This is a genomic window from Paraburkholderia sediminicola (genome assembly GCF_046026895.1).
Taxonomy (GTDB): Bacteria; Pseudomonadota; Gammaproteobacteria; order Burkholderiales; family Burkholderiaceae; genus Paraburkholderia; species Paraburkholderia sediminicola_C.
Genome location: NZ_JAQQEU010000007.1, coordinates 1 through 15,358, shown reverse-complemented (window position 1 = coordinate 15,358; position 15,358 = coordinate 1). Strand labels below are relative to the sequence as shown.

Genomic DNA, 15,358 nt, shown 5'->3' with positions numbered 1-15,358 from the left:
CCGGCCTTGGCAAATCCGCCCGATGGCGGCCGGCTCAAGCCCAGCTTGAGCGCGCGGGCCGCCGCGAGCGACGCAGCGAGGACCGCTCGTCCTTGAACAGAGCACCTCAGGAGCATTGATGACCGATTCGAACCCATCCTTCCTCGGCAGGATTTCGCTTGCCGTGGGAACGTTTTTCAGCATTCTCGGCGATGGCCAATTCGCCGCCGACGTGCTGCGTCTGCGTAAAGGCGGCGTGGCGAGCGCCGCAGCCGCGGCTACCCCGGCTCCGGCACCTGTCGCCGCCTCAGCCCCGGCCCCCGCGCCCACACTGAAAGAAGCCAGCCCCGACGCCGCGCTGCAACTGCTCGGCCTGTTGCAACGCGACGCGCGCTTCATCGATTTCGTCGAGGAAGACATCAAGAATTACAGCGACGCCGACATCGGCGCCGCCGCGCGCCTCGTGCACGACGGCTGCCGCGCGACGCTGCGCGAGCACTTCACCATCCGTCCGGTGCGCGACGAAGCCGAAGGCAGCCGCGTCACGCTGCCCGACGGTTTCGACGCGAGCCTGGTTCGCCTGACCGGCAACGTCGTCGGCCGCGCGCCGTTTAACGGCAGCATCAGCCATCGCGGCTGGCGCGTCGACGAAGTGCGTCTGCCGAAGCTCGCGGACAGCCATAACGCCAGCGTGATCGCACCGGCCGAGGTGGAGCTATGAGCGACGCACGCTATTCCATCGGTATCGACCTGGGCACCACGCACTGCGCGCTGTCCTATGTGGACACCAGCGCGAGCGACGGCGAAAAAACCGTCCTGAACGTGCTGCCCATCGCCCAGCTCACGGGCCCCGGCGCAATCGACAATCTCGCTCTGCTGCCTTCGTTCCTCTACCTGCCGCATCCGGACGAACTGGCGTCGGGCGACCTGTACCTGCCGTGGACCGGCCAGCGCGAGTTCGCGGTCGGCGAGTTCGCGCGCAGCCGTGGCGCGGCCACGCCGATCCGGCTGGTGTCGAGCGCGAAAAGTTGGCTGTGCCATCCGGGCGTCGACCGCCGCGCGGCGATCCTGCCCAACGACGCACCGCCCGAAGTCACGCGCGTGTCGCCGCTCGAAAGCTCGGTGCGCTACCTGACGCATCTGCGCGAAGCCTGGGACCACGCGCATCCGGACGCGCCGTTCGGCCAGCAGGACATCACGGTGACGATCCCCGCGTCGTTCGATCCGGCCGCGCGCGAACTCACCGCCGAAGCCGCCGAGGCAGCGGGCCTAGGCCGCATGACGCTGCTGGAAGAGCCGCAAGCCGCGCTGTACAGCTGGATCCAGAAGAGCGGCGGCCAGTGGCGCAAGCAGGTCAAGGTCGGCGACATCATTCTCGTGATCGACGTGGGCGGCGGCACGACCGACCTGTCGCTGATCGCGGTGATCGAGCGCGAAGGCAATCTCGAACTGCACCGCGTCGCGGTCGGCGAACACATCCTGCTCGGCGGCGACAACATGGACCTCGCGCTCGCGCACGTGGTCGCGCGCAAGCTCGCGGCCGAGGGCACCCAGGCCGACGCGTGGCAACTGCGCGCCCTCACCTACGCGTGCCGCTCGGCCAAGGAAACGCTGCTCAGCGACCCCGCCACCGACACCGTGCCGCTCGTCGTGCCGAGCCGCGGCTCGAAGCTGATCGGCGGCTCGCTCCGCACGGAACTGACGCGCGCCGAACTGACGCAGACGATCCTCGAAGGCTTCTTCCCGCAGGTGGACAGCGCGGCGCGCCCGGTGAGCCGTGCGCGCGTCGGCCTGACGCAGCTCGGCTTGCCCTATGCGCAGGACGCGGGCATCACGCGCCATCTGGCGGCGTTCCTCGGCCGTCAGGTCGGCGCGTTGGCCGAACTGGAAGGTCTGCGCGATGCGGGCGGCAACGTGGGCGCGCAAGGCGCGAGCTTCCTGCACCCCACCGCCGTGCTGTTCAACGGCGGCGTGTTCAAGTCGGCGCTGCTGGTCGAGCGCCTGATGGGCACGCTCAACAACTGGCTCGCCGCGGAAGGCGCGGCGCCGGCCCGGCTGCTCGAAGGCGCGGACCTCGACCTCGCGGTCGCACGCGGCGCCGCCTACTACGGTTACGTGCGGCGCGGCCGTGGGGTGCGAATTCGCGGCGGCACCGCGCGCGCGTACTACATCGCGATCGAATCGGCGATGCCGGCCGTGCCCGGGCTCGAACCGCCCGTGCAGGCGCTGTGCATCGCGCCGTTCGGCATGGAGGAAGGCACCGAAGCCGAGTTGCCCGCGCAGGAGTTCGGTCTCGTGGTCGGCGAGCCGGTGCATTTCCGCTTCTTCGGGTCGTCGGTGCGTCGGCAGGATCAGGTCGGCACGTTGCTCGACTACTGGGGCCCCGAGGAGTTGCAGGAGCTCGATGAAATCCAGGCGACGCTGACCGCCGCCGACCGCACCGCCGGTGAAGTGGTGCCGGTGAAGCTGCATGCGCGCGTCACCGAAGCGGGCACGCTCGAACTGGAAGCCATCCCGCGCGGCTCCGACGAACGCTGGAAAGTCGAGTTCGACGTGCGCGGCAACGCGAATGCGTGAATGAGATGAAGCGGTACTGCGTCGGCATCGATCTCGGCACCAGTAATACGGTGCTCGCCTATGCCGAGGCGAGGGCGCCGTCGGGTGGACCGCTGAGTGGTTCACCGCCCATCCGCGTCTTCGAGATCGACCAGCTGGTCAGTCCCGGCGAAGTCGCGGCGCGGCCGCTGCTGCCCTCGGTGCGCTATCACGCAGCCGCGGGCGAACTGAACGCGGGCGATCTGCACTTGCCGTGGTCCTCCCGCGATCACGCGGCCGGTGACGACGCGGGGCAGCCGGTCGTGATCGGCCGGCTCGCGCGCCTACTCGGCGCGCAGGTGCCGGGGCGGCTGGTGACGAGCGCGAAAAGCTGGCTGTCGCACGCATCGGTCGACCGCGTCGCGCCGATCCTGCCGTGGGGCGCCGCCGGCGACGTCCGCAAAGTCTCACCCGTCGACGCGAGCGCGAGTTACCTCGCCCACGTGCGCGCGGCGTGGAACCAGCGCTTCCCCGACGCGCCGCTCGAACAGCAGGACGTGGTGCTCACGGTGCCCGCTTCGTTCGACGAAGGCGCGCGCGCGCTGACCGTGGCGGCCGCGCGCCTCGCCGGTCTGCCCGCGTTGCGGCTGCTCGAAGAGCCGCAGGCCGCGTTCTACGACTGGCTGTTCCATCATCGCGAGCGGCTGGCGAGCGAGCTGGCGCATACGCGGCTCGTGCTGATCTGCGACGTCGGCGGCGGCACGACCGACCTCACGCTGATCGAGGTGAGCATGCGCGACGGCGAGCCGCAGCTCACGCGCATCGGCGTGGGCAATCATCTGATGCTCGGCGGCGACAACATGGATCTCGCGCTCGCGCATCGGGTCGAAGCGCGGCTGCCGGGTGGCGTTCAGCGTTCGCGATTGTCGGCGGCGAGTCTGTCGCAACTGGTCGAGCGCTGCCGGGGCGCGAAGGAACAACTGCTCGGCGCGCAGGCGCCTGATTCAGCGTCGATCACGTTGCTCGGCGCGGGGTCGAAACTGGTCGGCGGCGCACGCACGATGCAGGTCACGCGCGATGAAGTGGAGCGCGTGATCGTCGATGGCTTTTTTCCGGCGGTGGCGTCGCATGAGCGGCCTGGCCGGGCGCGCGGTGCGATCGTCGAATTCGGCCTGCCCTACGCGACCGACGCGGCGGTCACCCGGCATATCGCGGCGTTTCTGAGCCGGTTCGCGGCGCAGTCGCGCAAGGCGCTGGGTGTGGGTGCTGGCGGTGAGAGCGAGGCTTCTGGCGCAAGCGGTGCCGCGGCCGGCCACAGCCATGCTGCGGGCGAGGACGGCACTAGCAGCGCGAGCAACGACGATGCCCTGCCCGTGCCCGACACCCTGCTGCTCAACGGCGGCGTCTTCCGCGCCGAAGCGCTCACGCAGCGGCTCGCGGACACGCTCGGTGCGTGGCGCGGCGCGCCGCTCAACGTACTGCACAACGACAACCCCGATGTGGCCGTCGCTCGCGGCGCGGTGGCCTATTCGCTCGCGCGCGCGGGCAACGCGCCGAAAATCGGCGGCGGCTCGCCGCGCAGCTATTTCCTCGTGCTCGACGACCCCGCCGACAGCAAGCCCGACGCCGAAGCCGCGCCACGCGGCATCTGTCTGCTGCCGCGCGGCACCGAGGAAGGCCACGAAATCCTGATCGCGGATCGCACGTTCGCGCTGCGGCTCGGACATCCGGTGCGCTTTTATCTGGTGTCGTCGAGCGCGGACACGGTTTATCGCGCCGGCGAGCTGACCGATCTCGCGGGCGGCGACTTCATCCGGCTGCCGCCGCTCGCGACCGTCGTGCAGCCGCGCGGCGAGCGCAGCGCCCGCGAAACCACGGTGCGGATCGCGACCTCGCTCACCGAAGTGGGCACCCTCGACGTGCATTGCATCGAACTCGACGATCCGGCGCAACGCTGGCTGCTCGAATTCCAGCTGCGGCGCGAGCACGCGCAGGTGAATCTGCCGGCCGACGCCGCGCCGGCGAGACACCCGGCACTCGACGGCGCGATCGAACAGATCGACCGCTGCTTCGGTTCGCGCTCGCAAAACGTCGGCCCCAAAGAAGTCAAACGGCTGCGCTCGCAACTCGAACAGCTGCTCGGGCCGCGTGAGAGCTGGAACAGCGCGTTGCTGCGCGAACTGTTCGGCGCGCTGTGGGAACGCGCGCGCCGTCGCCGGCGCTCGGCGGATCACGAGCGGCTCTGGCTGAATCTGGCCGGCTACTGCGTGCGGCCCGGCTTCGGCTATCCGCTCGACGCATGGCGCGTCGAACAGCTCTGGTCGCTATTCGACGACGGCATTCAATACGTGCACGAAAGCCAGGTGTGGTCCGAATGGTGGACGCTCTGGCGACGCGCGGCGGGCGGCCTCGACGAAAGCGCGCAATTGCGCGTGCTCGACGCGATGGCGTACCTGCAGACGGCCGCGCAATCGCGTCACAAGCTGCCGTTCGACATCGCGAAAACGGGCGTCGCCGATATGGTCCGGCTGAGCGCGTCGCTCGAACGGATTCCCGTCGAACGCAAGATCGAACTCGGCGAGTCGGTGCTGACGCGCCTGAAAAAGCCCGCCGAAAACCATCAAGGCTGGTGGGCGGTCGGGCGCATCGGCGCGCGGCGGCCCTTTTACGGCAGCGCCCATAGCGTCGTGCCGCCGGAGGTCGCCGCCCAATGGCTTGACGCGGTACTCGTGCTCGACTGGAGGAAGGTCGACCCCGCTGCGTTCGCCGCCGTGCAGATCGCCCGCATGACCGGCGACCGCTCGCGCGACCTGCCCGACGATGTGCGCCAGACGGTCGTGCGCAGGCTCGAAGCGGCCACGGCGCCGCGCGCCTGGATCACGATGGTGAGCGAGAGCGTGGAGCTCGACAACGCCGACGAGGGCCGCGTGTTCGGCGAGTCCTTGCCCGTGGGGCTGAAGCTGATCGCGGATTGAGACGCACGCGGGGCGTCGTCTCGTTTCGCATGACATACCTCGGGACAGCTTTGAAGCGACGGCGGCCGTTAGCTTTGGATCTTCATGCTCGCAACCGGTCCGGCTTGAAATTCAATACGGCTTGCGCGGCAATCGGTTGATTGCGTTTCTCCAGGCTCTCCGCCAGCAGCTCGCGAAAGATTATGAGCTTGTCGGCGCCGTATTGCCTATGAAACTCGTCCAGCACCTCGGCAATCGCGATGCGTTGCGTCTGCGGACTCAGCGTGCTGGCAATGTGTGAACTGCCTCTGGCCAGTTCTATCAGATACACCGATCTGTATATATTCTTTTCGGCCTGTTCGGCGCGTTTTCGTGGTCTGGGCATTTTTACCTGTTCTCAGCCGTCTGGTTGTACACGTCATGCCGCTGGGCCCCCTGCCTTTACCTGGCGGTTCCGCCGGCTATCTGAACAGTCATGCCTTAAGGAAACCTTATGCGTGGGCGCAACGGCCTCAGGTGCACAGGATTTTTTTCACGCATCTCGCAGGACCGGCGAGCCAGTATGTTTTGCTCGTTGCGGCATTGTGCGCAGGTGGTCGCATGCAAAAAAGGCCGCTATTCCCCGGGTTTTGCTGTAGGCACGAACCGGAGAATAGATCGATCCTCAGGATACCTGATCGGAAGACATGTCCGTCTCACATGCGTGCGAGTGGCAGGCATCACAACACCACAGCACGCGATAGCCCAGACTACGCCATCGTCCCCTGATTCCTGCCGCCATGCTTCGCGCGATATAACGCGCGGTCCGCGCTCGCCAAGCCGTCGCGATGAGCAAGCCGCGAACCTTCGCTGATGCGCGTCAACGATGCCCCCACGCTGACCGTCACCACGCCGAGCGGTGAAGCGCGCTGCTCGATGGCCAGTTCCTCGACGCCCTGCCGCAGCGTTTCGAGCGTATCCCCGAGCGCGGCGCACTCCGCCTGCAGCACCAGCAGCCCAAATTCCTCGCCGCCCATGCGCCCGGCGACGATATGCTCGCCGTCGGCCGCGGCCTGCATCACCGAGGCCACCTTGCGCAGGCAACTGTCGCCCGCCGGGTGGCCGTAGGTATCGTTGTATTGCTTGAACCAGTCCACGTCGACCACGACCGAGCCCATCACGTCGCCGTCCTGCGCTTCCTTCCAGCGGCGCGCAATGCTCTCGAGCAGGAAGCGGCGGTTGTACAGCTGCGTGAGCGGATCGATCGCGGTAGCCGTGCGCATCTTCAGATCGTTTTCGATCATCGCGCGCAGATGGTAGAACACGCCGCGCTGCCCCGCGTCGAGCCGGCCGGGCGACGGGTCCATCGCGCACAACGCGCCGACGATCTCGCCGTTCGGCGCGCGCAGCGCGATCGCCGCGTAAAAGCGCACGAACGGATAGCGTTGCACCAGCATGCATTCGCCGAAGCGGTTATCGTCGTGGGCGTCCTCGATCACGAACAGTTCAGCGTCGCGCACCGCGTAATCGGCAAGCGACCGGGCGCGCGTGACGAGCGGCATCGCCATGCCGACTTCGGCGCGGTAATGCTGGTATTCCTCGTCGAGCAGCGTGATCGCGGTGATCGCCGCGCCGGTCACGCTCTTCAGGATTTCGGCCGCGTGCGTGAAGCACTCGCGCATCACCTGATCGTCATGCAGCAGCCACTCTATAACCGAAGACTCCGCCTCAGGTTCGCCAGTGGCGGACGGATCGGCAGCCATCCGGCTGGACAGACGATCGTTACTGTAAGCGAGTTGCACGGCACGGTCCCAGAATGTGATTAGCCAATGTCAACGGCATCAACGCACGAAACTTGAGTGCCCTGAACGTTTCGGGCGGCGCGGCCTGCGCCACCGCGCCCGCCATGGCCGCGCGGCTCGGCATGCGGCAGCGCGAAGTACAATCACACGCCAGCCGCGCGCCGCTTTCGTTTGTCCGTGGCTGTTCCCGTCAAACAGGCGGCACGCGCCATTCAACTGATGATTGCATGCGCATTGCGCGATGCGGCCGACCGGTCGCGCGCCAAAGCCTGCGTCGACACCCATCCATGAACACGACCGCCACTCGCTCCATGACGAACGCCACGCTCATCACGAACGTCCGCCGGACCGACGGCGCCCGCGTCGACGTGTCGATCGCCGACGGCCGCGTCGCGGCGATCGGCCCGGACTTGCCGCGCGCGCCGGGTATCCCGCTCGAGGACGGCGCGGGCGCGTTGCTGCTGCCCGGTTTCGTCGAAGGCCATACGCATCTGGACAAGACCCACTGGGGCATGAGCTGGTATTGCAACGAGGTCGGCCCGAAGCTGACCGACCGGATCGAGAACGAACGGCGCTGGCGCGCGCAGAGCGGCCACGACGCCGGCGCACAGTCGCTCGCGCTGGCGCGCGCGTTCCTCGCGGCGGGCACCACGCGTCTGCGCACGCACGTCGATATCGACACCGAGGCGGGCCTGCGCCACCTCGAAGGCGTGCTGGCGACGCGCACCGCGCTGCGCGATGTGCTCGACATGCAGATCGTCGCATTCCCGCAATCGGGACTGCTTGGCAGACCTGGCACCGACACGTTGCTCGACCGTGCGCTGGGCGCGGGCGCCGACGTGCTCGGCGCGCTCGACCCCGCGCTGATCGACGGCGATCCGGTGGCCTCGCTGGACCTGACGTTCAGTCTTGCGCAGCGTCATCAGAAGCCGATCGATATCCATCTGCACGAGCCCGGCGAGATCGGCGCGTTGACACTCGGGCTGCTGCTCGAGCGCGTCGCCGCGCTCGGCATGCAAGGCCAGGTGGTGGTGAGCCACGCGTTCTGTCTGGGCGCGCTGCCCGAACGCGAGCGCGACGCCTTGCTCGCGCGCCTCGCCGATCTGCGCGTCGCGCTGCTGACCACCGCCCCGCCGTCGACGCCGGTGCCGCCGCTGAAGACTTGCATCGAACGAGGCGTCACGCTGTTTGGCGGCAACGACGGCATTCGCGATACGTGGACGCCCTACGGCTCGCCGGACATGCTCGAACGCGCGATGCTGATCGCGATGCGCTACGGCCTGCGTCGCGACGACGACCTGGCGCTCGCGTTCGACTGCGTGAGCAGCACGGCTGCCCGCGGTTGTGGCTTCGCACACTACGGCTTGCAAGCCGGCGCTCGCGCGGACCTCGTGCTGGTCGACGCCGACACGCTCGCGCATGCGATCGTCGCGCGGCCGCCGCGCAAGCTGGTCATGGCCAACGGCCGGATCGTGGCGCGCAACGGTGCGCTCGGGCAGCATTGATGCGGGTCGTGAAGCGCCTGCGGAGTTCATGAAGCGCGCGGGAAGGCGCGCACGGAGAAGCGCCGGCGCAGCGCAATCCTCCATGCCGGGCAGGCTCGCGCCCTGCTTGGCAACCCGTCTTGCAATCCGTCTTGCAACCCGCCCTGCAGCCGACCTTGCGCCACCCGCCACAACGAATCCGTTTTCCGCTCTCACATGATCAATCTCTTTCAGGCCATGCAGGCTTTCGTCAAGGTTGCCGACGCGGGCAGCTTCGCGCAGGCCGCCGCGCAACTCGGCGTCTCGACTTCGGTCGTGACGCGCCATGTATCGAGTCTCGAACAGCATCTGGGCATTCGCCTCTTCCAGCGCACCACGCGCAAAGTCGTGCTGACCGAATCCGGCGCCGAGTACGCCGACGGTTGTCGCGTGCTGCTGGCCGAACTGGAAGAAGTGGAATCGCGTGCGACCACGACCTCGAAGGAAGTTGCGGGCGATCTGCGCATCGTGGCGCTGGGCAGTTTCTCGCTGTTTCGACTCACGCCGCTTTTCGCCGACTATCAGTCCAGGTTTGCGCATGTGAATCTGCGCGTCACGCTGACGGAAAAACGCGTCGATCTGCTCGAAGGCGGTTTCGACGTGGGGATCGTGACCGAGCACATGATCCGCTCGGAGTCACTGGTGGTGCGGCGTCTGCTGAACTCGCACGCGGTGCCGGTGGCGGCGCCCGCGTATCTGGCGCAGGCCGGCCATCCACAGGCGCCCGCCGATCTCGCCCGGCACCGCGTGATCGCCGCGCCGCTCGATACCAGTCCGCAGAACTGGATCTTCAGCAGCCGCGATGGCGGCGACGAGAGCATCGCGCTCGATGCGTCGTTCACGGTGAACAGCATGATCATGCAGAAACAGGCGGCGCTGGGCGCGATGGGCATTGCATTGCTGCCGCTGGAGATGGTCGCCGACGAATTGCGGGGCGGCACGCTGGCGCGGATTCTCGGCGACTACACCGTGGTCAATGGCGACGTCGCCGTTTCGCTGGTTTATCCGAGCCGCGAGTTCGTGCCGCGCAAGGTGCGGGAGTTTATCGATCTCGCGGTGGGGTATTTCAAGTGAGTGTGTGTAACTGAAGGACGCGCGGTTGTGCTCGCGGTTGTTCTGATAGCGCTGTATTGCCGCGTGCATATCGGCCACCGCTTTCGAGCCAGACGGCGCGCGTTGCACGACGCCGAAAAACGGGACCTCCCGGTCCCGCGTTCATTGCATCACGGCTGCTCGCCGCGCGCGAGACGCGCGTCGATGTCGTACACCACCGGCATCAGATCGGCGACGCTGTCGATCACATAGTGGGCGCCCGCCGCGCGCAACTTCTCGATCGCGGCGTGACGACGCACCGCGAACTCATCCGGCGCGAGCGCCTTGACATCCGCTTCGGCCATCCCGAACGCGTTGCCGCTCACCGCGACGCCGACCGCCCATGTGCCGCCGTTCAGCCCTTCGGCGATGCCGACTTCGGTGTCGTCGACCTTGATCGCGTCTTTCGCGCGCCAGACGCCCAGCTCCGGCAGTGTCTTGTAGATCATGTACGGCGACGGCCGACCTTCCGGCGTATCGCCCGTGCAAACGATGCTGTCCGGCGCGAACCCCTGGGCCGCGGCGCCCGGCACGATCTCGTCGATGATCTCGCGCGTGTAGCCGGTGGTCGTGCCGATGCGGATGCCGTCGCGGCGCAATGCGCTCGCCACTTCGGCCACGCCCGGAATCACCGAGCTATAGCTGGCCGCGACCGCGATGTTCTTCGGCACGAACACGTCGTACACGGCGTCGATATCCGCTTCGTCCGGTTTGCGGCCGTACTTGTCGGCCCATGCCTGCGCGACGCGCGGCAACGCCATCAGCGCCGCGATATGCGGGCGCTTGGCCATGCCCATCGGGCCGCGCGCTTCGTCGATCGTGATCGAGACGCCGAACTGCGCGAAGGTCTCGACGAACGCGCCCATCGGCGCCAACGAACCGTAATCGACCACGGTGCCGGCCCAATCGAAAATCACCGCTTTGACGTGCTTCACCTGCCTCGCCTGCTTCATCGACTTCTGTCCTGTGGGTTTTCAAGCAATGCTCGCGCGGCGTGCCGCGCGTTTCTATCCGAGGGTTATCCGCAGGCCTGCGCGTGCGAACCGCGCGCTCAATCCATGCGTGTTCGTTTTGCTCAGGACGATTGCGCCAACGCCTTGCGCTCTTCGAGCGCGGCCGCCGGCGGCGCCGCATGCGCGACGCCCATCGTCTGCAACGACCTCGCGCACGCCTGCACCACGCGGCGCATCACGTGCTCGTCCACCTGACCGATGCAGCCGATGCGGAAGCTGTCCACCACCGTCAGCTTGCCCGGATAGATGATGAAGCCCTGCTGCTTCATCAGCTCGTAGAAGCGCGCGAATTCGAACGACGGATGCGCCGGCGCGAAGAACGTGACGATGATCGGCGAGCGCCAGCGCGCATTGAGCAGCGGCTCGAAGCCGAGTTCATGCATGCCCGCCACCAGCACGTCGCGATTGTTCGCGTAACGCGCGAGACGGGCGGGCTGGCCGCCTTCGAGCCGATAGAGCCGCAGCGCTTCGAGGAACGCGGCCACCGTGTGGGTCGGCGGCGTGAAGCGCCACTGCCCGGTGCGGTTCATCACCTCCCATTGATCGTAGACATCGAGCGCGAGCGAGTGGCTGCGGCCCTTCGCTTCCTGCAACGCGCGCTTGCGGGCGATCACGAAGCCGAAGCCGGGCACGCCCTCGATGCACTTGTTCGCCGACGACACGAAGGCCTCGCAGACGATCTCGCGCACGTCGAGCGGCACCGCGCCGAATGCGCTCATCGAATCGATCAGCAGCTTGCGGCCCTTCTTCGCGGTGGCGGCGGCGATCTCTTCGAGCGGATTGAGAATCCCCGAGCTGGTTTCGCAGTGCACCGCGACCACGTGCGTGATGCTCGGATCGGCGTCCAGCATGCGTTCCACTTCGGCGCCGCGCGGCGGCAGGTAGTCGCCCTTGTCGAGCAGCGTGCAGGCACGGCCCAAATAGCCGAGCGTGGCAGCGATGCGCTTGCCGTACGCGCCGTTGACGAGCACGAGCGCATGGCCGTCGCGCGGCAGCAGGCTGCCCAGCATCGCTTCGACACAATAGCTGCCGCTGCCTTGCAGCGGCACGCAGTCGTATTCGCCGGCGCTGTCGCCCGCGATGTCCAGCAGGCTCGCGCGCAACTGCGCGGTCATCGCGCGGAAGTCGCCATCCCACGAGCCCCAGTCGCGCAGCATCGCCTGCTTGGTCGAGAACGCGGTGGTGAGCGGCCCCGGCGTCAGCAGATACGGCTCGCCGCCGGCCGGCGCGGCGCACGTCGCGATTGAAGACGCTGCCGCTGAATGGCCGAGCGCGCTTTCCATGTTCGAAACTCCGATCTCGCAATGTCGATGCGCAACACAGTACAGAAAGCACGAGCATCGGTAAAATCAATATAATCGATGCCGGTATCGTAAAAACTTATTCAGGGCGAGGCATACGTGCAATACGCGCAATTGCGGGCGTTTCATGCGGTCGCGGAGCATGGCGGGTTTTCCAAAGCGGCCCAGGCGTTGTCGCTGACCCAGCCAGCGGTGTCGGATCATGTGCGGCGGCTGGAGCAGGACTACGGCGTCAAGCTGTTCGAGCGCGGGCCGCGCGGCGTAACGACCACCGAGCTGGGCTTGCGCCTCTTTGGCGTGACGCGGCACATGCTCAGTTGCGAGCGCGACGCGCGGCAACTGCTGGAGTCGGCGGGCGGACTGGAGACCGGCTCGCTGTCGCTCGCCGCGGACGCGCCCGATCTGGCGGTCGCGCTGATCGGCGCGTTTCGCAAGCTGCATCCGGGGATCGTCGTGACGCTGTCGATCGCCAACGCCGCGGACTGCATGCAGCGCGTGCTGTCGAGCGCGGTGGATGTGGCCATCACCGCCGCGCCGCAAGTGCACAGCCGGCTGGTGTCGCGTGTGCTCCGGCGCGATCCGCTGGTGGCGATGGTGCCGGCCGGCCATCCGGTCGCGAAGAAACGCAAGCTGAGCTACGCGGAACTGGTCAGGCAGCCGATGATTTTCCGCGAGTCGCAATCCGTCACGCAGCAGCTGCTCGAAATCGAACTGGTGCGCGAGTCGCTGCAAGTGGAACCGGTGATGTACGTCGACGGGCGCGAGGCGTTGGAAGAAGCGGTCGCGCAAGGCATGGGGGTGGGTGTGATCGCGCGCGCCGAGTTCAACGAGTCGCGGCGCATCAGGATGATTCCGCTGCACGATTGCCAGGTGCAGATGATCGAATCGCTGACGCGGCTCGCCGAGCGGCCGGGATCGAATCTGCTGGACGCGTTGTTCGCGGTGCAGTTGCCGGGCCCCGTTACGGCGCCTGCCGGATAGAAACGCGAGCCGCCCCGCAGGCGCTGGCGGAGCCTGCGGGGCGGTTTACTTCACCTCTTTGCTCGTGCGGTTTGCGCGGTTTAGATGGGTTGCGCTGCAAGCCGGGCGATACGGGCTGCTAGCGCATCGCCGTACCGCTCGCGTTCACGTGGGAACACACCACTGCGCTCAACGCGATCCGCCGCTGGCAATCAGGCTTTCGCCGGTCATCCAGCGCGAGTCGTCGGAGGCGAGGAACACGACGACATCCGCGATATCGTCAGGCTGGCCCACGCGTCCGAGCGGCGTCGTGCTGACCGCCCACGTTTCGAAATCCGAACCGATGATGCCTGCGGTATGCGTGCCTTCGGTCGCGACCATGCCCGGATTCACGGAGTTCACGCGAATCTTGCGCGGCCCGAGTTCCTTCGCGAGCACGCCCGTGATGCCGTCCACCGCGCTTTTGGTCGCCGTGTAGACCGAGCTGCCCGGCGGCGTGATGCGGCTCACCACCGAGCTGACGTTGACGACGCTGCCGCCTTCGCCGAGATGCTTGACCCCTGCCTGCGTGGTCAACAGCAGACCCAGCACGTTCACATTGAAGTGCTTGTGGAAATGCTCTTCGGTGATCTCTTCGATCGGCGCGAATTCATACACGCCCGAGTTGTTGACGAGAATGTCGAGGCGGCCATAGGTTTCGACCGCCGTATCGATGATGCGTTTCGCGTCCGCTGCCTTCGAGACGTCGCCCGCCACCGCCACCGCCTTGCCGCCCGCGCGGGTGATCGCGTCGACCACGCTGTCCGCGCCCGCTTTGCTCGACGCGTAGTTCACCACCACCGATGCGCCCTGCGCCGCCAATGCTTTCGCAATGGCCGCGCCGATGCCTTTCGATCCGCCGGTTACAACCGCAACCTTACCTGTGAGCTTGCTCATGATCATGTCCTTTAAATGGGTTTTGCGCCGACGCGTTGCCGCGGAGATTCGCGAGGCCGCGTCGATGAAGCCGGAAATGCAGTGGCGCTGTCACTGGACACAATGTAGGCATCTCAGCCGTGCGGATAAAGCGGCAGACGGCGAATAGATACGTCGGGTGAGACGAACAATCGCGAATGGGACGACGCGGCGCGCCACGCCGGCGAATACAGCGAGGGCGCAAATGCAGGTCCGCACGCGCGCGAGACGGTTGACAGCCTCATGCAACCAGACGAACGCCGCTCATGAATTCAACGCTTACACAGCAGCGCGATCTGCGCGGCCACGCTCGCCAGCACCGCCAGCGCACCGAGGGTATCCAGAATGACGTGCCACACGATGTCGTCCTCCTTTGCTCGCTGCCATCCCGTTCCGACTAGACGAACGCACGTGCCATCAATTGAATACCAAGTCCGAGCAGACAGATAAAAAACCAGCGGCGAAAGCTCTCCGCGCTGATGCGTCCGCGCACGCGCTGCCCGATCCACATGCCGATCAGCGCCGGCACCACCGCGGCAAGCGATACACCGAGATCGTCGGCGGCGAACGCATGCTCGCTCGCGAGACCGATTGCGAGTGCGATGGTGGACACGGTGAACGACAGACCGAGCGCCTGCACCAGGTCCTCTTTCTTCAACGCGAGCCCCTGAAGATAAGGGACCGCCGGCACGACGAACACACCGGTGCCGCCCGTGACCACGCCAGTGAGCGCGCCGATGGCCGGCGACAGCCAGCGCTCGTGCCGGGCCGGCACAGCAAAGTGCCACGCCAGCAAACCGGCCACCGCGTAGAGCGCCAGCGCGGCGCCGAGGCCGACCACTGCCCAAGCGCCGCCCGCCCCGGCAATGAACGATGCCGCCGCAAGCGTGCCGCCGACGATGCCCACCATCATCGGCCACAAACGCTTGCAAAGCGCGCTCACGCTCGGACCGGCGAACAGTTGCCACAAGTTCGTGACGAACGACGGCAACAGCAGCAAGGCGGCCGCCTGCACTGGCAGCATCAGCGTGCCGAGCACGCCCATTGCGACGGTCGGCAGACCCATGCCGGTCACGCCCTTGACGAAGCCGGCCACCACGAAAGTCGTGGCGACCACGCCGGCATGCATCGCAAACGGACTTGCAAACGGACTCGCAAACGAAGAGATCATCGGGAGATTCTTGTTGAACTGATGTCCGCGATTTTCATTCGCCGCCACGCAGTCCACAATGCGTAAGATACGTACCGTGACTTAGGCTGCGGCTA

12 protein-coding genes are annotated in these 15,358 nt (G+C 66.9%); 6 read left to right on the top strand and 6 right to left on the bottom strand.

Annotated features, from left to right (window positions below; all coding sequences use genetic code 11):
* Positions 1–118: 118 nt before the first annotated feature.
* Genes PQR02_RS07065 through PQR02_RS07055 form a run of 3 tightly spaced genes read left to right on the top strand, consistent with a single transcriptional unit; the run spans position 119 to position 5,489 of the window.
* Positions 119–700: a DUF2760 domain-containing protein gene (locus PQR02_RS07065; RefSeq protein WP_408227515.1), complete on the top strand. Its 582-nt coding sequence runs from the start codon at positions 119–121 to the stop codon at positions 698–700.
* A complete protein-coding gene (locus PQR02_RS07060) occupies positions 697–2,556 on the top strand; it encodes an Hsp70 family protein (RefSeq protein WP_408227512.1) in 1,860 nt (619 codons plus the stop codon). The genes PQR02_RS07065 and PQR02_RS07060 overlap by 4 nt, the downstream gene beginning before the upstream one ends.
* Positions 2,553–5,489, top strand: a complete 2,937-nt coding sequence (locus PQR02_RS07055) for an Hsp70 family protein (protein ID WP_408227509.1) — start codon at positions 2,553–2,555, stop codon at positions 5,487–5,489. The genes PQR02_RS07060 and PQR02_RS07055 overlap by 4 nt, the downstream gene beginning before the upstream one ends.
* 82 nt (positions 5,490–5,571) lie before the next feature.
* Here the strand turns inward: PQR02_RS07055 and PQR02_RS07050 are convergent, their stop codons facing one another.
* On the bottom strand, positions 5,572–5,853 hold the full coding sequence (locus PQR02_RS07050) for a hypothetical protein (protein WP_408227506.1): 282 nt from the start codon (positions 5,851–5,853) through the stop codon (positions 5,572–5,574).
* Between the two features lie 364 nt (positions 5,854–6,217).
* On the bottom strand, positions 6,218–7,249 hold the full coding sequence (locus tag PQR02_RS07045) for a sensor domain-containing diguanylate cyclase (protein ID WP_408227503.1): 1,032 nt from the start codon (positions 7,247–7,249) through the stop codon (positions 6,218–6,220).
* Positions 7,250–7,536: 287 nt separating this feature from the next.
* On the opposite strand from PQR02_RS07045, the gene PQR02_RS07040 reads away from it, so the two are divergent.
* Together PQR02_RS07040 and PQR02_RS07035 are read left to right on the top strand one after the other, a co-directional pair.
* On the top strand, positions 7,537–8,754 hold the full coding sequence (locus PQR02_RS07040) for an amidohydrolase family protein (protein ID WP_408227500.1): 1,218 nt from the start codon (positions 7,537–7,539) through the stop codon (positions 8,752–8,754).
* Between the two features lie 195 nt (positions 8,755–8,949).
* Entirely contained in the window at positions 8,950–9,846 is an 897-nt protein-coding gene (locus tag PQR02_RS07035; RefSeq protein ID WP_408227497.1) for a LysR family transcriptional regulator, read from the top strand.
* A gap of 149 nt (positions 9,847–9,995) precedes the next feature.
* On the opposite strand, the gene phnX is transcribed toward PQR02_RS07035, so the two are convergent.
* Both phnX and PQR02_RS07025 read right to left on the bottom strand, forming a co-directional pair.
* Positions 9,996–10,799 carry a phosphonoacetaldehyde hydrolase gene (gene phnX, locus PQR02_RS07030; RefSeq protein ID WP_408227494.1) on the bottom strand — a complete coding sequence of 268 codons (804 nt, stop codon included), beginning with the start codon at positions 10,797–10,799 and terminating at the stop codon, positions 9,996–9,998.
* Positions 10,800–10,939: 140 nt separating this feature from the next.
* Positions 10,940–12,160, bottom strand: a complete 1,221-nt coding sequence (locus tag PQR02_RS07025; RefSeq protein WP_408227491.1) for a 2-aminoethylphosphonate--pyruvate transaminase — start codon at positions 12,158–12,160, stop codon at positions 10,940–10,942.
* A gap of 117 nt (positions 12,161–12,277) precedes the next feature.
* Here PQR02_RS07025 and PQR02_RS07020 point away from each other — a divergent pair, with 117 nt between their 5' ends.
* Entirely contained in the window at positions 12,278–13,159 is an 882-nt protein-coding gene (locus PQR02_RS07020) for a LysR substrate-binding domain-containing protein (protein WP_408227488.1), read from the top strand.
* 168 nt (positions 13,160–13,327) lie between these two features.
* On the opposite strand, the gene PQR02_RS07015 is transcribed toward PQR02_RS07020, so the two are convergent.
* Both PQR02_RS07015 and PQR02_RS07010 read right to left on the bottom strand, forming a co-directional pair.
* Positions 13,328–14,074: a glucose 1-dehydrogenase gene (locus PQR02_RS07015; RefSeq protein WP_408227485.1), complete on the bottom strand. Its 747-nt coding sequence runs from the start codon at positions 14,072–14,074 to the stop codon at positions 13,328–13,330.
* A 415-nt stretch (positions 14,075–14,489) separates the two neighbouring features.
* On the bottom strand, positions 14,490–15,263 hold the full coding sequence (locus PQR02_RS07010; protein ID WP_408227482.1) for a sulfite exporter TauE/SafE family protein: 774 nt from the start codon (positions 15,261–15,263) through the stop codon (positions 14,490–14,492).
* Between the last annotated feature and the right edge of the window lie 95 nt (positions 15,264–15,358).